We start from the raw sequence: 15,530 nt of genomic DNA, 5'->3' as shown, positions 1-15,530 counted from the left end.
GTACCAGGCCGGAATGCGGACACCCCGCCGCATCCGAGCATCCGGGATCGCCTTGAGGTAGCTGATCAGATCGAGATCGGTTGCGGCAGAAACGCTTTGGAGCACTGAGAGGGGGCAATTCCACCGACCTCACCCCATGCTCGCAGCCATTGCAAGAATGCCTGTGACACACTTTGAATCAGCCCTGGCAACCGAGCCATGGCCATGGCTCGCGTGAACGAGGAACTGTGCGTGCTGATGTGAGTACAAGGCGGCAAGCCTCAACCAAAATGGAGTGCCATGGCCTTGTCGCTGCCGGAAACCGAGCGAGGCTGAACCCCCTGCGCAGACCTTGAGGCCCCCGCTCGTCTACCACCCGGCCTACTCAGCACCACTGCCCAGCAGCCATCGTTTTCCGATGGCGAAGTTTCGGCTCCTGCACGATGAACTCCTGCGCCAGGGCCTCGCCGATACCGCACAGTTTCATCAGCCCCAACCCGTGCCGCGCCGCTGGCTGGAGCTCGTGCATGACCGCCCATATCACCAGGCCTTCGCCCGCGGCCAACTGAGTGCCGCCGACCAGCGTCGCATTGGCTTGCCGGCCACCACACCCTTGGTGCAACGCACCTGGCTGGCTGTAGGCGGCACCGTGCTCACAGCCCGCCTGGCCGTTGAACACGGCGTAGCCTGCCATCTGGCCGGCGGCACCCACCACGCCTTTCCGGACTACGGCAGCGGCTTCTGCATCTTCAACGACTGCGCCGTGGCAGCGCAGGTGCTGCTGGCCGAAGGAGCCATCGAGCGGCTGATGCTGGTGGACCTCGACGTGCACCAGGGGGATGGCACCGCAGCCATCTTTGCGGGCAATGAGCAGGTGTTCACCTTCTCGGCCCATTGCGCCAGCAACTTTCCGCTGCGCAAACAACAGAGCGATGTCGACCTACCGCTCGCCGATGGCCTGGAGGACGACGCCTATCTGGTTGCCGTTGGCGAACGACTCCCCGACCTTCTCGACCAGGTGAACCCCCAGCTGGTGATCTACAACGCCGGTGTGGACCCGCATCGCGGTGATCGCCTCGGACGGCTCTGCCTCAGTAGTGAAGGTCTGCTCAAGCGCGACCACCTGGTGCTGGATGCCTGCCTGCGCCGCCGCATTCCCATCGCCACGGTGATCGGCGGCGGCTACGACGACCTCGCTCCCCTGGTGCAGCGCCACAGCTTGGTGTTCCGGGCGGCCAGCGAGCAGGCCCGCCTACACGGGCTCTAATCCTCAGCCCAGATGTAGCGGGTGAGCTCCTCAGGCTTGGGCTCAGGCGCCGCGAGGGCGAACTCCACGCAATCGACCACTTCGGCGTCGATCTCTTTCTCGATGCCCTTGAGCTCCTCGGCAGTAGCCAGGTTGTGCTCGATCAGGTGAGCCGCCAGGCGCTTGATCGGATCGCGCTGCGCCCAGAATTCCTTTTCCTGCTCAGCCCGCAATTCATCCGGGTCGGCGAGGGAGTGGCCGCGGAAGCGGTAGGTGAGGCACTCGAGCAGCGTGGGACCTTCGCCTGCACGGGCCCGCTCGATGGCGCGCTGAGCGGCGGCCCGCACCGCCAGCACATCCATGCCATCCACCTCTTCACCCGCCATGCCGAAGGCGGCGGCCTTGCGCCAGATCTCCGGATCGCTGGTGGCGCGGTTGTGGTCCATGCCGATGGCCCACTTGTTGTTTTCCACCACAAACAGAATGGGGAGCTTCCATAGAGCCGCCATGTTCAGGCACTCATAGAACTGACCGATGTTGCAGGTGCCATCGCCGAAGAAGGCCGCCGTGACGGCATCACTGCTGGCATCACCCAGGGCATCGCGCTTGTAGCGGCTGGTGAAGGCGGCCCCGAGGGCCACGGGGATGCCCTCACCGATGAAGGCGTAGCCCCCCAGCAGGTGGTGCTCCTTGGAGAACAGGTGCATCGAACCGCCGCGGCCCTTGCTGCAGCCGGTTTCCTTTCCGAACAGTTCGCTCATCACCTCCCGGGCCGGCACGCCGCAACTGAGGGCATGCACGTGGTCGCGATAGGTGCTGCAGAACCAGTCGTGCTGCATCTTCATCGCCTTGATCACGCCCGTGCTCACGGCCTCCTGGCCGTTGTAGAGGTGCACGAACCCGAACATCTTGCCCCGGTAGTACATCTCGGCGCACTTGTCCTCGAAGCGCCGACCCAGGGTCATGTCGCGGTAGAGCAACAGGCCCTCATCCCGCGTCACCGTGGCGGGCGTAGAGGGATAGAGGTTCAGCAGACGTTCGGCATGGAGGCCCACCGCATTGGTGTCAGCCGAACAGGACGGGGCCCCGCTGGCCTGTGCTCCGCTGGCGGCGATTCCCTGGCTCATGTCTGCCTGTGTCATGTGGGCGTCCTGTTACGGGAGCCTGATGCTGTTGCCGACTGTACGGGGTCCATCTCCAAAAGGTGTGGCAGTTACGGCCAAAATCGCAGACCCTGCCTACAGTCACGCGTCAGCGAAGGGCCCGGCTTGGAACTGCCGATCGACCATTTCCGCCTGCTGGGAGTCAGTCCCACCACCGATGGGCAGACCGTGCTTCACACCCTGCAGCAGCGGCTGGATCGAGTGCCGGACCAAGGCTTCACCCTCGACACCCTGCAGGCCCGGGCCGATCTGCTGCGAGCGAGTGCGGAGTTGTTGGCTGATGAGCAGCGCCGCCACCTCTATGAAATGGAACTCACCGCCATCGCCGGCGGAGAAGGCGCCTCCATCGCCGCCCTTGAGATCCCCCCCTCCAAGGAAGTAGCTGGACTACTGCTGTTGATGGAAGCGGGCCAGGCCATCGAGGCCTTCGAGCAGGCCCACCGCGGCCTTCAGCCGCCTCAGGCCCCGGCCCTGGGCAGCAGCCGCGAGGCCGACCTCACCCTGCTGGCTGGCCTGGCTTGTCAGGCCGCCGCCAGGGACTTTGCGGCCGAGCGGCGCTACGAAGCCGCCGCCCGCACCCTGCAGCAGGGCCTGCAGCTGCTGCAGCGCATGGGCCAGATGCCCGAACAGCGCCGCAAGCTGGAGCAGGAGCGCGACAACCTGCTGCCCTACCGGGTGCTGGATCTGCTCAGCCGCGACCTCTCCGCCACCCAGGAGCGCGCCGAAGGCCTGGCGCTGCTGGAGCAGCTGGTGCAGAAGCGCGGCGGTCTGGAAGGTGAGGCCGACCCCAGCTTCCCCACAGCCGAATTCCAACCCTTCTTCAAACAGATCCGCCCATTCCTGACGGTGCAGGAACAGGTGGACCTGTTCAGTCGGTGGGCCCAGAGCGGCTCCAGCACAGCGGATTTCCTGGCCAGCCACGCCCTCACGGCCGCGGGGTTCGTGCAGCGCAAGCCCGAGCGGGTGCGGGCCGCCCACGACCGCCTGCTGGCCAGCGGCCAGGCCGGTATGGAGCCATTCCTGGCCTGCCAGCAGCTGCTGCTGGGCGACATCGAAGCGGCCGAGAGCCTGTTCGCCCAGGGGGCAAGCGATGAGCTGCGCCAGTGGGCCCGCGAACAGGGGGACGGCCCCCTGGCGGGAGTCTGCGCCTATTGCCGCGATTGGCTGAGCCGGGAAGTGCTGCCCGGCTTCCGCGACATCGAGGCCGAGGCGGACCTGGAGGCCTGGTTCGCAGACCGCGACGTGCAGGCCTATGTGGAACAGCAAGACCGCATCCGCGCCCGTGCCGTTGCCGCCGTTAGCAGGAGCAGCACGCCCGGAACACTCGATGCCCTCCCCCCTTGGCCGCCCCTACCGGATGAGCTGCCCCCCAACGACACCGCAGCCGACTTCCCAGCCGAGCAGGACGAGGAGTCCGAGGACGACACCCTCTGGGATGGGCCGTTCTGGGCTGGCTGGTCGCTGCCGGCCCTACCGGCCTGGGCCGCCGCGCCCGGCTGGAAGGCGCCCGTGGGCATCGCCGCCGCAATGGCCGCCGTGGCCGCCATCGCCGCCGGTAGCTGGCTGGCCCTGAGGCCCCGGGCCGTGGTGCAGCCGATCCCCGTTCAGCCCATGGCCGAACAACCAGCGGCCCAGCAACCAGCCACGCAACAACCGGCCGCCCCGGCCGCCAAACCCGCAGCCAAGCCAGATCTGCCCCTCACCGCCAGCACGCCCACCGAGGCCCAACTGCGCACTCTGCTGGAGGCCTGGCTGGCGAGCAAGGCAGCGGTGCTGGCGGGTTCTCCCCCAGCCCATAACCTCGCCGAGCTGGCCCGGCCTGGTGTGGTGGCCAAGCTCGAGAGCCAGCAGAGCGCCAACGCCAGCCGCTCCGAGACGGAGAGCGTGAACGCAATCGTGCAGAGCTTCAGCATCACGGAACAAGGCCCCAGCCGCGTGGCCGCTGATGTGGCCCTCACCTACAGCGATGAGCGCCGCAATGCCAGCGGGCAGGTGATCGGCCGCACCCCCAACAGCGAACTGCGCAACATCTATGTGTTCGCCCGCGACGACGACACCTGGCGCCTGGCATCCTTCCGCCCCAGCCGCTAGGCGCCTACCGGCGACTGACGGGCGACGGCTTTTTACGATCACCCCATGAGCGGGCCTTGAGCCCCACCTGAGCGCGCGCGCCCACCTGCCATGTTCGACGAGCTTTCCCAGCGGTTTGAAGACGCCGTCAAGAACCTGAGGGGCCAGGGCAGCATCAGCGAATCCAATATCGACGGGGCCCTCAAGGAGGTGCGCCGGGCCCTGCTCGATGCCGATGTGAGCCTTCCGGTGGTGAAGGACTTCGTGGATGAGGTGCGCCGCAAGGCCATCGGCGCCGAGGTGGTGCGGGGCATCAACCCCGACCAGAAGTTCATCCAGGTGGTGCACGAGCAGCTGGTGGACACCATGGGCGGCGAAAACGCCCCCCTGGCTGCCGGTGGCAAGGCCGGTGAGCCGTCGGTGGTGCTGATGGCGGGCCTGCAGGGCGCCGGCAAGACCACCGCCACCGCGAAGCTCGGCCTGCACCTCAAGGAACAGGGCCGCAAGGCGCTGCTGGTGGGCGCGGACGTTTACCGACCCGCCGCCATCGACCAGCTGCAAACGCTAGGGCGGCAGATCGGCGTGGAGGTGTTCAGCCTCGGCACCAACGCCCGGCCGGAGGAGATCGCGGCGGCCGGCATCGCCAAGGCCAAGGCCGAGGGCTTCGACACGGTGCTGGTGGACACCGCCGGCCGCCTCCAGATCGACACCGCGATGATGGAGGAGATGGTGCGGATCCGCGAGGCCGTGCAGCCCGATGAGGTGCTGCTGGTGGTGGATTCCATGATCGGCCAGGAGGCCGCCGAACTCACCCGGGCCTTCCACGAGCAGGTGGGCATCACCGGCGCCGTGCTCACCAAACTCGACGGCGACTCCCGCGGCGGCGCGGCCCTCTCGATCCGCAAGGTGAGCGGCGCGCCGATCAAATTCATCGGCACCGGCGAGAAGGTGGAGGCACTGCAGCCCTTCCACCCCGAGCGGATGGCCAGCCGCATCCTGGGCATGGGCGACGTGCTCACCCTGGTGGAGAAAGCCCAGAAGGAGGTGGAGCTGGCCGATGTGGCCCGCATGCAACAGAAGCTCCAGGAAGCCAGCTTCGACTTCTCCGACTTCCTGCAGCAGATGCGCCTGATCAAACGCATGGGCTCCCTGGGCGGCCTGATGAAGCTGATCCCCGGGATGAACAAGATCGACGACGGCATGCTCAAGCAGGGCGAGGAGCAGCTCAAGAAGATCGAGGCGATGATCGGCTCGATGACGGAGGCCGAACGGCAGCAGCCGGAACTGCTGGCCTCCCAGCCCTCACGGCGGCGGCGCATCGCCGGGGGCTGCGGCCACAGCCCAGCCGATGTGGACAAGGTGCTGGCCGACTTCCAGAAGATGCGCGGCTTCATGCAGCAGATGACCCGGGGCGGTATGCCTGGGATGCCTGGCATGGGGGGAATGCCTGGCATGGGTGGTGGCTTCCCCGGCATGGGGGGATTCCCGGGCGGCATGCCCACTGGCGGCATGGGCAAGCCCCCCAAACCCGCCAAGAAGCGCAAGGGATTCGGGCAGCTCTGAGGCCCACCACCCCGCAAGGTATTGTTGTCGTTTGGCGCGCGATTCCGCCTACGGATTCCGCCCTTTTATCCAGTCAGCAAGGCAAGGCCACGATGATCAAGCTCCGCCTGAAGCGGTTCGGTAAGAAGCGGGAAGCGAGCTTCCGTCTCGTGGCCACCAACAGCACGTCCCGTCGTGATGGCCGTCCCCTCGAGGAGCTGGGCTTCTACAACCCCCGCACCAAGGAGGCCCGCCTCAACGCCGAGGCCATCCGCGCTCGGCTTGAGCAGGGTGCTCAACCCACCGACTCCGTACTGAGCCTGCTCGAGAAGGGCGGACTAGTGGAGAAAAAGGTGCGCGCTTCCGTGATTGTGGGCAAGGCCAAGCAAGCCGCCGCTCGCGAAGCTGCTGCAAAGCAAGCCGCCAAGGAAGCCGCTGAGGCCAAAGCCGCCGAAGCTGCTGCCGCTGCAGAAGCTGCTGCCGCTGCCGCCGCCGAAGACGCTGCTGAAGCCTGAGGCTCCGCCCCATGTCCGGGGCTGACACCCTTCAGACCTTCTCCATCGACCTCCCCGATCAGGATGCCGCCATGGCCCTGGCCGGGGATGCTGAAGCAACCCTGCATCGCCTGGAAGCCCTGACTGGTGCCTCCCTGGTGTTGCGGGGTTTGTCGTTGCAACTGCGTGGACGCCCCAGCCAGCTGGAGCGGGCCGCGGGGTTGGTGGAGCTGCTGCGGCCCCTCTGGCAGGAGGGCCAGGCGCTGAGCCAGGTGGACGTGCAAACCGCCCTCAGCGCCCTCGATACCGGCCGCGGGGAAGAGCACCAACAGCTCGGAAAACAGGTGCTGGCCCGCAGCCAGAGCGGCAAACTGCTACGCCCGCGCACCCTCAAGCAGAAGAGCTACGTGGAGGCAATCGAGCACCACGATCTCACCCTCGCCCTGGGCCCCGCCGGCACCGGCAAAACCTTCCTCGCCACCGTGCAGGCCGTGCGGATGCTGCAGGAGCGCAAGGTGGAGCGGCTGATCCTCACCCGCCCGGCGGTGGAGGCAGGCGAGCGGCTTGGCTTTCTTCCCGGTGATCTGCAGCAGAAGGTGGATCCCTATCTGCGCCCCCTCTACGACGCACTCCATGCGCTGCTGGGCCAGGAACGCACGGCGGCTCTGCTCGAGAAAAACGTGATCGAGGTGGCACCGCTGGCCTACATGCGCGGCCGCACCCTGGCGGATGCCTTTGTGATTCTCGACGAAGCCCAGAACACCACCACCGCCCAGATGCGCATGGTGCTCACCCGGCTGGGGGAAAACTCCCGCATGGTGGTGACGGGCGATCCCACCCAGATCGATCTGCCCCCTGGCCAGCTCAGCGGCCTGATCGAGGCGGCCGAGGTGCTGGAGGGGGTGGAAGGGGTGGCGATCTGCCGCCTCACCGCCGCCGATGTGGTGCGCCATCCACTGGTGCAGCGCCTGGTGAACGCCTATGCGAACCGGGATGCCAACAAGCAGGCGCCTGCCGTCACAAAGCGATTGGATAGCCGCCGCAGCCGCCGTGAGCCATGACCAGCACTGAGCGCCTGCGCATTCCCGTAGAAATCGCCGTGGCGGCCCTAGTGGCCTACCTGCTCGGCTTCTGGTTCACCAGCCTGTTTCCCGGCTATCTGCCCAAGATCGGCGGCCTCTGGTCGGCGATCTCCGCGATCGTGGTCACCCAGGCCACCCGCCGGGACACCACCTCCTCCGCATCGCTGCGCATCCTGGGATCGGCCATCGGCGCCATCACCAGCGCGATCTACCTCACCCTGCTGCCCTTTCACCCGCTGGGCATGGCCCTGGCGATCTTCGCCACGGTGTTGCTCTGCACCGCCGTGAACATCCCCAGCCATGGCCGCTTGGCGGCCATCACCGTGATCGTGGTGATGGTCACCGGCAGCCTGGATCCCAAGTTGAGTGCGGAGCTGAATGCCCTGCTGCGCTTCCTTGAATCCTGCATCGGCACAGGCGTTGCCGTGGTGAGTGTGCGGCTGTGGCCGGGATCGCAACCTGAGCCAGGCGATCACGCCTGAAGCAGGCGCAGCCACCCCAACGCAACAGATAGGGGGATCCGCACAGGAACAGCCGACGCAACCTGGCCAGCGCTGGCAGGATGAACGCAGTGATCCCCCTGTGCCATGCCGGCCAGCAGCAATTTCCAGGAGGCCATCCGCGAGGCGCAATCCAGCGCCCTGGTGGGGCCCAATGTGGTGAACAAGGCGCTGCCCTATGTGGGTGGCGGCATGGTGCTCACCGCCGGAGGCGTGATGGGTGGCCTGGCCCTGATGGCCAGCAGCCCGACCCTGTTCATGCCGCTGTTCTGGGTGGCCTTGATCGGCAACTTCATCCTGTTCTTCGTGGCCCAGAACGTGGCCATGAAGGGCAATAACAGCACGGCCCTGCCGCTGCTCACGGCCTACAGCCTGCTCACCGGTTTCACCCTGAGCGGCATTGTGGCCATGGCCATCGGTACCGCAGGCATCGGCGCGATCGGCACCGCCGCCCTGGCCACCGGCGTCACCTTCGTGGCGGCCTCGGTGATGGGTCGCCGCATGAGCGACAGCGTCGGCCAGGCCCTCAGCGGTGTGGTGGGCCTGGGCATCCTCGGCCTGGTGATCGCGATGTTCGTTCAGATCATCGGCGGCATCTTTGTGCCCGGCTTCGGCATGGGCGGAATGGAGCTGCTGATCGCCGGTTTCGGCACCGTGCTGTTTGTGGGCGCCGCCTTCGTGGACTTCTACACGATGCCCCGCACCTACAACGACGAGCAATACCTGGCCGGTGCTCTGGGGATGTACCTCACCTACATCAACCTGTTCATCTTCATCCTGCGGCTGATCATCGCCCTCAACGGCGGCAGCCGCCGCGACTGACATCACTGCCATCAGCTGAGCGCCCCATTTGGGGCGCTTTTTTAGTGGGCCACTGCCTGCCGTCTCTGCTCCAGCTTCAACCCTCAGCCACCGCCAGCACAGCCTCCGCAATGGCCGCCCGTTGCGCGGCGTCGTAACCCCAGCGGTCGAGGAAGGCCACATCCTCACCGGCGCCATGGGTGGCCTCCAGCAGGGTTTCCAGCCGCGCCTTCACCGGCTCAGGCTCCAGCAGGCGCAGAAGTTCGGTGCAGCGCAACTGCACCCGCTCAGAGCCCCCTTGCTGAGCCGCATCGTCATTCCGCTGATGGTGCAGGGCCATGGCCGTGCTCATGGCCAGGTTGCGCACGCTGAGGTCCACCACGCCATCACCGGAGGTGCGCAGGGCCAGGGCAACGGGATCGGGCAGGCGATCCATCAGCGGGCAATCGCCGGCCAGAGACACCACGAAGAAGCCCCGGGCCCCATCGCGACTGGCCACCAGCTCACCCACCCGATCGCCCAGCACCTCATCGCTGAGCTCACCGGCTTCCCAGAGGCCAAGCCACTGGGCCGTGATTTCCATGGCCTGCTGAAAGGTGGGCTCGAGGGGCGCGGAGGCGGCGGTCATCGCACGGGGGCGGCGAACTGTCAGTGTTGAGGTTATGGAGCCAAGCCACCCCAGTAACGCAAACCTGCCGGCCGAGGCCATGGCCGCGAGCCCCTTCACCCTGGGCCAGAGCCCGGAGGGGTTCCGCTCGGGTTTCGTGGCCTTGGTGGGGCGGCCGAATGTGGGCAAATCCACCCTGCTCAACCAGCTGGTAGGGGAAAAGGTGGCCATCACCTCCCCCGTTGCCCAGACAACCCGCAACCGCCTGCGGGCCATCCTCACCACCCCTGCAGCGCAGCTGGTGCTGGTGGACACCCCTGGCATCCACAAGCCTCACCACCTGTTAGGCGAACGCCTGGTGCAGAGCGCCCGCGGGGCCATCGGCGAGGTGGATGTGGTGATGCTGCTGGTGGATGGCAGCCAACCGGCCGGCCGAGGCGACGGCTTCATCGTGGACCTGCTGGCCCGCTCCAGAACACCGGTGCATGTGGCCCTCAACAAGCACGATCTGGTGGATCCGGCCGAGGCCGAGGCCCTGGCACAGAGCTATCGCGAGTTGCTGGAAGGCAATGGCGAGCGCCCCCCCCTCACCTGGCCACTGCATCCCGTGAGTGCCCTCACCGGGTCCGGCACCGAGGCCCTGGTGGAAGCCCTGGCGGCAGACCTGCCGGAAGGCCCGCACCTCTATCCGCCCGATGCGGTGAATGACCAGCCCGAGCAGCTGCTGATGGCCGAGCTGATCCGGGAGCAGGTGCTGCACCACACCCGCGAGGAGGTGCCCCACTCCGTGGCGGTACAAATCGAGCGCATCGTGGACGACGGCCCCCGCACCGCCGTGCTGGCCACGGTGCTGGTGGAGCGCAGCAGCCAGAAGGGCATTCTGATCGGCAAGGGAGGCCGCATGCTGCGCGACATCGGCAGTGGCGCCCGCCTGCAGATGCAGAAACTGATTGATGGGCCGGTGTACCTGGAGCTGTTCGTGAAGGTGGTGCCGAACTGGCGGCGCAGCGCCAGCCGCTTGGCGGAACTGGGCTACCGGGGCGACAGCTGAGAGGATGACGGTCGCACCCACGCCCCGATGACCGCCACCCCCACCGCTGCCACGGCTGAACACCCCTTCCCGCCGGCAAACCTGCCGGCATTCCTGCAGTGCTGTGCCGGCGAGTGGATGAGCCTGCGCAGCCGCTTCGACCTCGAGGCCGAGGGAGCCGACGACGAGTGGCACGCCAGCGAACGCGGTGAATTGGTGGTGGAAGCACTCCCAGCTGCCGATGCCACAGGCCTCGGGGGCCTGGCGGCCATGCCCAAGGAGGGCGGACAACGCCAGGAGCTGCACTTCCAGGCCGATGGCCAATTCCGGCGCGAGCCAGCGGCGGATGGCGGAGCAGCAAGCGGCCACTGGACCCTCTGGCCTGATGGCAGCCTCGACTTGGTGATCGATCAGGGGGATCGCGAACTGCGCGAACGCATCTGGTTCACCAAGCCCAATCTGCGGCTGCGCTCCACCGTGGAGCAGTTCAACAACGGCAGCCCCAGCCGCGCCAGCTTCAGCTCCGAGATCCGTCGCGTCAGTCGGCCAGCGGCCAGCTGAACCGCCACCTGTTGCCCGCAGGCAGGCGAGGACCACGATGTCGGAATGTGTCCGGAAATGGTGCACCATGGGGCACCATTTCTGCAGAGCCCTCCAAAGCAACCCAGCGGTAACCCCGCAGCAACCCCGGAGCCCCCAGCGCCCATGAGATTGGATGTGGTGAGCCTGGCACCCGAGGCCTTCGCGCCTCTGCAGGGGCTGGGGGTGATTGGCCGGGCCTTTGCGGCAGGGCGGGCCGAACTCCACGTTCACAACCCGCGCGACTACGCCACCGACAGGTACCGCAAGGTGGATGACGAACCCTATGGCGGCGGTGCCGGCATGGTGCTCAAGCCGGAGCCGGTGTTCGCCGCCGTGGAGGCGATCCCAGGGTTGCCCCGCCGGCGCGTGCTGCTGATGAGTCCCCAGGGCCAACCGCTGCAGCAGGCTGATCTGCGGCGCTGGGCCACGGAGTACAACCAGCTGCTGTTCCTCTGCGGCCACTACGAGGGGTTCGATGAACGCATCCGCTGCCTCGCCGATGAGGAGGTATCGATCGGCGATTTCGTGCTCACCGGGGGCGAACTGCCCGCCATGACGATCATCAACGGCGTGGTGCGGCTACTACCCGGCACCGTGGGCACCGAGGCCTGCCTCGAAGAAGAGAGCCACAGCGCCCTGCTGCTGGAGCACCCCCACTACACCCGCCCCGCCAACTTCCGGGAGATGGAGGTGCCGGCCGTGTTGCGCAGCGGCGACCATGGCGCCATCGCCCGCTGGCGCGCCGAGCAGCAGGAGCAGCGCACCCGCGAGCGCCGGCCCGACCTCTACGCCCGCTGGAAGAGCCAGCAGGCAGCAGAGTGAGCTCCATGCAGCTGCGCATCGGCAAGGACTGCACAATGCGCTGAGATCCCTTCTCCCTAAACGGATCCCAGTGCCGAAGCCGAGCTGTAGCTTCAACCCAGAGCGGCATGGTGATCCCTGTGGCAGCACCCGTGCCTCAACTCCAGGTTCAGGACCTTGGCCGCTGGGCGCCGACCGCAGACCGGCGCAACCCAATCGCGGTCCTGCAGGAGCAGGAGGCCGATCGCCTGCCCTGGCTGGTGCCAGTGCGCCACAGCCGCATGGCCCACGACGCCTTTGCGTTCTATCGCGGCACCCCGGCAGTGATGGCCCATGACCTGGGGACTGCCCCCAGCAGCGGCCTGGAGGTGCAGCTCTGTGGCGACTGCCACCTGGCGAACTTTGGCTTCTACGCCTCGCCTGAGTGGAGCCTGGTCTTCGACCTCAATGATTTCGACGAGACCGCGCGCGGGCCCTTTGAGTGGGACCTCAAACGGCTGGTGGCCAGTGCTGTGCTCGCTGGGCGCAGCCTGGCACTGACCAGCAACCAGCAAGGCTGCGTGGCACGGCGCACCGCCCGCGCCTACCGCAAGGCGATGCAGACGCTGGCAACCCAATCACTCCATCAGGTTTGGGCACAGCGCTTCGATGTTGATGCCTACATCAACGAGCTGGAGCACCCACCCCTGCGGCAGCACATGCTCAAGGTGAGCGCCAAGGCCAGGGCCCACACCAACAGCGAAGCGGCCGGCAAGCTCTGCGAACGGGGACCTGATGGAGAACTGCAACTGCGCCATGAGCCCCCGTTGATCTGGCGCCATGCCCTGCTGGATCGCAGCTGGACCGCGGACACCGAGTGGCGCGATCTGGCCCAGAAGCATTTGGAGCTGTACCTGTGCTCCGTCCCGGCCGAGCTGCGCCACTTGCTTCACCACTACCGGCTGGTGGATGCGGCGATGAAGGCCGTGGGCGTGGGTTCGGTGGGCACCCGCTGCGCCATCGGCCTGTTTGTGGGACCCCACCCCGATGACGTATTGATCCTCCAGAGCAAGCAGGCCGAAGCCTCGGTGCTTGAGCCCTATGCCACCACCCCATCACCCCAGCACCACGGCCAGCGGGTGATCGAAGGGCAACGGCTGATGCAGACCGTGAGCGACCCGTTTCTGGGATGGACGAGCGGTCTGCAGCGGGATCGCCGTTATTACTGGCGCCTGCTGCGCAACTGGAAAGGCTCGGTGAACCTGGCCAGCCTGGATGCCAAGGGGCTGGCGCTCTACGCCGAATTGTGTGGTCGTGCCCTGGCCAAGGCCCATGCCCGCTCGGGTAATCGCCAAGTGATCGCGGCCTGGCTGGACGCCGGCAAGGTATTTGACCAGGCCCTAGAAGCCTTTGGCCTCCACTACGCCGACCAGTCCGAAAGCGACTACCGGCTGTTCATGCAGGCGATCCAGGAAGGACGTCTGGAGACCAGCATGATCGTCTGATGCGGGTACGCAAAGTCTGGCCTGAATCGCCTGCTCGAGCGGTGGCGCTGGACGTCTTCCCCAACGGTCGGCAGGCCATGCAGCCTTGCCGCCACGCCCGTCCATCCGCCACTTGTGATCGCAAGTGACAGAGGAGTGACAGGCCAAGTTGAAACCCCCACAACCCTCTCCAACACAAGGATCCCCATGCAGCTGCGCATCGGCAACGGCTACGACATTCACCGCCTGGTGCCAGGCCGGCCGCTGATCCTGGGGGGCCAGCAGCTGGAGCACCCCGAGGGCCTCGGCCTCGATGGCCACAGCGATGCCGATGTGCTCGTGCACGCGATCATGGACGCCCTGCTGGGGGCCCTCTCGCTAGGGGACATCGGCAAGTACTTCCCACCTGACGATCCCCAGTGGAAGGGGGCGGACAGCCTGGTGCTGCTGGAGCAAGTGGTGGGGCTGGTGCAACGCCAAGGCTGGAGTATCACCAACGTGGACTCCGTGGTGGTGGCGGAACGCCCCAAGCTCAAACCCCACATCGCCGCGATGCAGGGCGCCATTGCGGCCCGCATGACTCTCCATCCCGAGCAGGTGGGCGTGAAGGCCACCACCAACGAAACCCTGGGACCCGAAGGGCGTGAGGAGGGCATCTCCTGCCACGCGGTCGCACTGCTGCAGAAGGGCTGATCAGAATGGGCTAGCCACTTGGTTAGCCGCCTGCCCATGGCCCTCCTGCGCCAGCTCGCGGGGCTGGTTCTGCTGCTCCTGCTGGTGCTGGTTCCCCTGACCCCCGCCAGTGGCGCCCAGCCCTACGAGCTGGTGGTGGTGGAGCACCTGCGCCTGAAGGTGCCAGAGGCGGGCGTGGACGCCTGGCTCGCGGCAGAACGGGGCAGCTGGGAACCCTGGCTGGCGCAGCAACCTGGGTTTCTCGATCGCCAATTGCTCTGGGATGCTGAGCGCGAGGAAGGCACCCTGCTGATCCACTGGGCCAGCCGCGAGCAGTGGATGGCCATCCCTAGCACCCAGGTGCAGGCCGTGCAACAGCGCTTCGAGGCCCTGGCCCGCCAGGCCAGTGGCCTCAGCCAGGGCAATCCCTTCCCCTTGATTTTTGAAGGTGAACTTGCACCCCTCTGATCCCCTGGACAGCCCCCAGGAAACCCTGGCTCGGCTCGATCTCGACCGGCGGCGGCGGCTGGGGATGGTGGAGGCCATCTGGGGCGAGCACAAGAGTGCCGAGCAGATCGCGGGGATCCTGCGCCGGCTGCAGACCGCCGGCGAACTGGCTCTGGTCACCCGGGTGACTGCTAGCAAGGCCACCGACGTGGAGGCCCTGCTGCAGGCCAGCGCAGCAGCCGAGGGGCTGGTGTTTCACTGCACCTCCCGGTGCCTCACCCAGGGACAACCGCCGGCACCCCGGGCAAGCGCAGGCACGGCCGTGGTGCTGAGCGGCGGCACTAGCGACCTGCCCGTGGCCGCCGAAGCGGAACTGGCGCTGCGCTGGCATGGCATTGCCACGGAGCTGGTAATCGATGTGGGCGTAGCAGGGCTGCATCGCCTGCTGGCGCAACTCGACCGACTGCGCGATGCCCGGGTGCTGATCGCCTGCGCGGGCATGGAAGGGGCCCTTCCGACGGTGCTCGCCGGGCTCGTGCCGCAACCGGTGATCGGCGTGCCGGTGAGCGTGGGCTACGGGGTGAGTGCGGGCGGTAACGCCGCCCTGCACGGCATGTTGGCCAGCTGTGCTCCCGGAATCACGGTAGTGAACATCGACAACGGCTACGGCGCTGCCATGGCGGCCCTGCGGATCCTGGGTCTACCCGTTAGCCATGGGGACGCAGGGTGCACGCGAGCTCAGATTGGAGAAGACAAGGGGTTGGAACGGCCAGCGGATTGTCTTGGTGGTCTTTAGTTTTCGGCCCGCTTGCGGCCGAGCCAGAGCAGCTCGCGCCCCCTTTCTTCACTCTCGACCGCATGGAGATGGGAGACGAGGGCATCCAGATCACTACCGGCGAGTTCGCCATTCGCCTGCCATTTCATGGCGCGGGGTTCTGGACGGCGAACGGAATGACCCACTGAGCGGAGCTGAAATTAAAGGTCTGACGACCCTACGGAGGCAACCCTTCAAAAACAGGACACCAAGACACAGAACGGCAAAAGAGTTCCT

At 66.8% G+C, this 15,530-nt stretch carries 17 protein-coding genes; 14 read left to right on the top strand and 3 right to left on the bottom strand.

The annotated features are described in order from the left end of the window. Positions 1-331 precede the first annotated feature (331 nt). Positions 332-1,246 carry a histone deacetylase family protein gene (locus tag KBZ14_RS01890; protein ID WP_255116572.1) on the top strand — a complete coding sequence of 305 codons (915 nt, stop codon included), beginning with the start codon at positions 332-334 and terminating at the stop codon, positions 1,244-1,246. Here the strand turns inward: KBZ14_RS01890 and pdhA are convergent. Further along, a complete protein-coding gene (gene pdhA, locus KBZ14_RS01885; protein WP_255116571.1) occupies positions 1,243-2,367 on the bottom strand; it encodes a pyruvate dehydrogenase (acetyl-transferring) E1 component subunit alpha in 1,125 nt (374 codons plus the stop codon). The two genes, KBZ14_RS01890 and pdhA, sit on opposite strands and share 4 nt — an antisense overlap. Before the next feature lie 126 nt (positions 2,368-2,493). Between pdhA and KBZ14_RS01880 the strand changes: the two genes are divergently transcribed. From KBZ14_RS01880 to KBZ14_RS01855, 6 genes are all read left to right on the top strand, one after another. Further along, complete coding sequence (locus KBZ14_RS01880; RefSeq protein WP_255116570.1) at positions 2,494-4,479, top strand: IMS domain-containing protein; 1,986 nt, start codon at positions 2,494-2,496, stop codon at positions 4,477-4,479. A 90-nt stretch (positions 4,480-4,569) separates the two neighbouring features. After that, positions 4,570-6,021 carry a signal recognition particle protein gene (gene ffh, locus KBZ14_RS01875; RefSeq protein ID WP_255116569.1) on the top strand — a complete coding sequence of 484 codons (1,452 nt, stop codon included), beginning with the start codon at positions 4,570-4,572 and terminating at the stop codon, positions 6,019-6,021. A 92-nt stretch (positions 6,022-6,113) separates the two neighbouring features. After that, complete coding sequence (gene rpsP, locus KBZ14_RS01870; protein WP_255116568.1) at positions 6,114-6,515, top strand: 30S ribosomal protein S16; 402 nt, start codon at positions 6,114-6,116, stop codon at positions 6,513-6,515. 11 nt (positions 6,516-6,526) lie between these two features. Further along, positions 6,527-7,555, top strand: a complete 1,029-nt coding sequence (locus tag KBZ14_RS01865; protein ID WP_255116567.1) for a PhoH family protein — start codon at positions 6,527-6,529, stop codon at positions 7,553-7,555. After that, positions 7,552-8,058, top strand: a complete 507-nt coding sequence (locus tag KBZ14_RS01860) for an FUSC family protein (protein WP_255116566.1) — start codon at positions 7,552-7,554, stop codon at positions 8,056-8,058. Before KBZ14_RS01865 ends, KBZ14_RS01860 begins: the two co-directional genes overlap by 4 nt. Before the next feature lie 105 nt (positions 8,059-8,163). Continuing rightward, positions 8,164-8,898 carry a Bax inhibitor-1/YccA family protein gene (locus KBZ14_RS01855; protein ID WP_255116565.1) on the top strand — a complete coding sequence of 245 codons (735 nt, stop codon included), beginning with the start codon at positions 8,164-8,166 and terminating at the stop codon, positions 8,896-8,898. Between the two features lie 76 nt (positions 8,899-8,974). Here KBZ14_RS01855 and KBZ14_RS01850 read toward each other — a convergent pair whose 3' ends face one another. Continuing rightward, on the bottom strand, positions 8,975-9,505 hold the full coding sequence (locus tag KBZ14_RS01850; protein WP_255116564.1) for a hypothetical protein: 531 nt from the start codon (positions 9,503-9,505) through the stop codon (positions 8,975-8,977). Positions 9,506-9,584: 79 nt separating this feature from the next. On the opposite strand from KBZ14_RS01850, the gene era reads away from it, so the two are divergent. From era to larB, 7 genes are all read left to right on the top strand, one after another. Beyond that, positions 9,585-10,535 carry a GTPase Era gene (gene era / locus KBZ14_RS01845; protein ID WP_255116600.1) on the top strand — a complete coding sequence of 317 codons (951 nt, stop codon included), beginning with the start codon at positions 9,585-9,587 and terminating at the stop codon, positions 10,533-10,535. 27 nt (positions 10,536-10,562) lie between these two features. Next, entirely contained in the window at positions 10,563-11,075 is a 513-nt protein-coding gene (locus KBZ14_RS01840; protein WP_255116563.1) for a phycobiliprotein lyase, read from the top strand. A gap of 144 nt (positions 11,076-11,219) precedes the next feature. Beyond that, entirely contained in the window at positions 11,220-11,918 is a 699-nt protein-coding gene (gene trmD / locus KBZ14_RS01835) for a tRNA (guanosine(37)-N1)-methyltransferase TrmD (protein ID WP_255116562.1), read from the top strand. Positions 11,919-12,025: 107 nt separating this feature from the next. Beyond that, positions 12,026-13,381 carry a DUF2252 domain-containing protein gene (locus tag KBZ14_RS01830; protein ID WP_255116561.1) on the top strand — a complete coding sequence of 452 codons (1,356 nt, stop codon included), beginning with the start codon at positions 12,026-12,028 and terminating at the stop codon, positions 13,379-13,381. A gap of 186 nt (positions 13,382-13,567) precedes the next feature. Beyond that, positions 13,568-14,053, top strand: a complete 486-nt coding sequence (ispF, locus tag KBZ14_RS01825) for a 2-C-methyl-D-erythritol 2,4-cyclodiphosphate synthase (protein ID WP_255116599.1) — start codon at positions 13,568-13,570, stop codon at positions 14,051-14,053. 36 nt (positions 14,054-14,089) lie between these two features. Beyond that, positions 14,090-14,500 (top strand): TIGR03792 family protein, encoded by a 411-nt coding sequence (locus tag KBZ14_RS01820; protein ID WP_255116560.1) that lies wholly within the window; start codon positions 14,090-14,092, stop codon positions 14,498-14,500. Further along, positions 14,481-15,275 (top strand): nickel pincer cofactor biosynthesis protein LarB, encoded by a 795-nt coding sequence (larB, locus tag KBZ14_RS01815; RefSeq protein WP_255116559.1) that lies wholly within the window; start codon positions 14,481-14,483, stop codon positions 15,273-15,275. Before KBZ14_RS01820 ends, larB begins: the two co-directional genes overlap by 20 nt. On the opposite strand, the gene KBZ14_RS01810 is transcribed toward larB, so the two are convergent. After that, positions 15,272-15,439 carry a hypothetical protein gene (locus tag KBZ14_RS01810; protein ID WP_488657332.1) on the bottom strand — a complete coding sequence of 56 codons (168 nt, stop codon included), beginning with the start codon at positions 15,437-15,439 and terminating at the stop codon, positions 15,272-15,274. The genes larB and KBZ14_RS01810 overlap by 4 nt on opposite strands. Positions 15,440-15,530 lie beyond the last annotated feature (91 nt).

The organism is Synechococcus sp. HJ21-Hayes, from assembly GCF_024345835.1.
Classification (GTDB): Bacteria; Cyanobacteriota; Cyanobacteriia; order PCC-6307; family Cyanobiaceae; genus Vulcanococcus.
This window is presented reverse-complemented; position numbering and strand designations above follow the sequence as displayed.

Bases quoted from the DNA above. Each gene is read 5' to 3' on its own strand.
- KBZ14_RS01860 (WP_255116566.1), top strand. From the start codon at position 7,552: ATGACCAGCACTGAGCGCCTGCGCATTCCCGTAGAAATCGCCGTGGCG.
- KBZ14_RS01820 (WP_255116560.1), top strand. From the start codon at position 14,090: ATGGCCCTCCTGCGCCAGCTCGCGGGGCTGGTTCTGCTGCTCCTGCTG.
- pdhA (WP_255116571.1), bottom strand. From the start codon at position 2,367: ATGACACAGGCAGACATGAGCCAGGGAATCGCCGCCAGCGGAGCACAG.
- ispF (WP_255116599.1), top strand. From the start codon at position 13,568: ATGCAGCTGCGCATCGGCAACGGCTACGACATTCACCGCCTGGTGCCA.
- KBZ14_RS01850 (WP_255116564.1), bottom strand. From the start codon at position 9,505: ATGACCGCCGCCTCCGCGCCCCTCGAGCCCACCTTTCAGCAGGCCATG.
- era (WP_255116600.1), top strand. From the start codon at position 9,585: ATGGCCGCGAGCCCCTTCACCCTGGGCCAGAGCCCGGAGGGGTTCCGC.
- KBZ14_RS01855 (WP_255116565.1), top strand. From the start codon at position 8,164: ATGCCGGCCAGCAGCAATTTCCAGGAGGCCATCCGCGAGGCGCAATCC.
- KBZ14_RS01865 (WP_255116567.1), top strand. From the start codon at position 6,527: ATGTCCGGGGCTGACACCCTTCAGACCTTCTCCATCGACCTCCCCGAT.
- trmD (WP_255116562.1), top strand. From the start codon at position 11,220: ATGAGATTGGATGTGGTGAGCCTGGCACCCGAGGCCTTCGCGCCTCTG.
- KBZ14_RS01830 (WP_255116561.1), top strand. From the start codon at position 12,026: ATGGTGATCCCTGTGGCAGCACCCGTGCCTCAACTCCAGGTTCAGGAC.
- rpsP (WP_255116568.1), top strand. From the start codon at position 6,114: ATGATCAAGCTCCGCCTGAAGCGGTTCGGTAAGAAGCGGGAAGCGAGC.
- ffh (WP_255116569.1), top strand. From the start codon at position 4,570: ATGTTCGACGAGCTTTCCCAGCGGTTTGAAGACGCCGTCAAGAACCTG.
- KBZ14_RS01840 (WP_255116563.1), top strand. From the start codon at position 10,563: ATGACCGCCACCCCCACCGCTGCCACGGCTGAACACCCCTTCCCGCCG.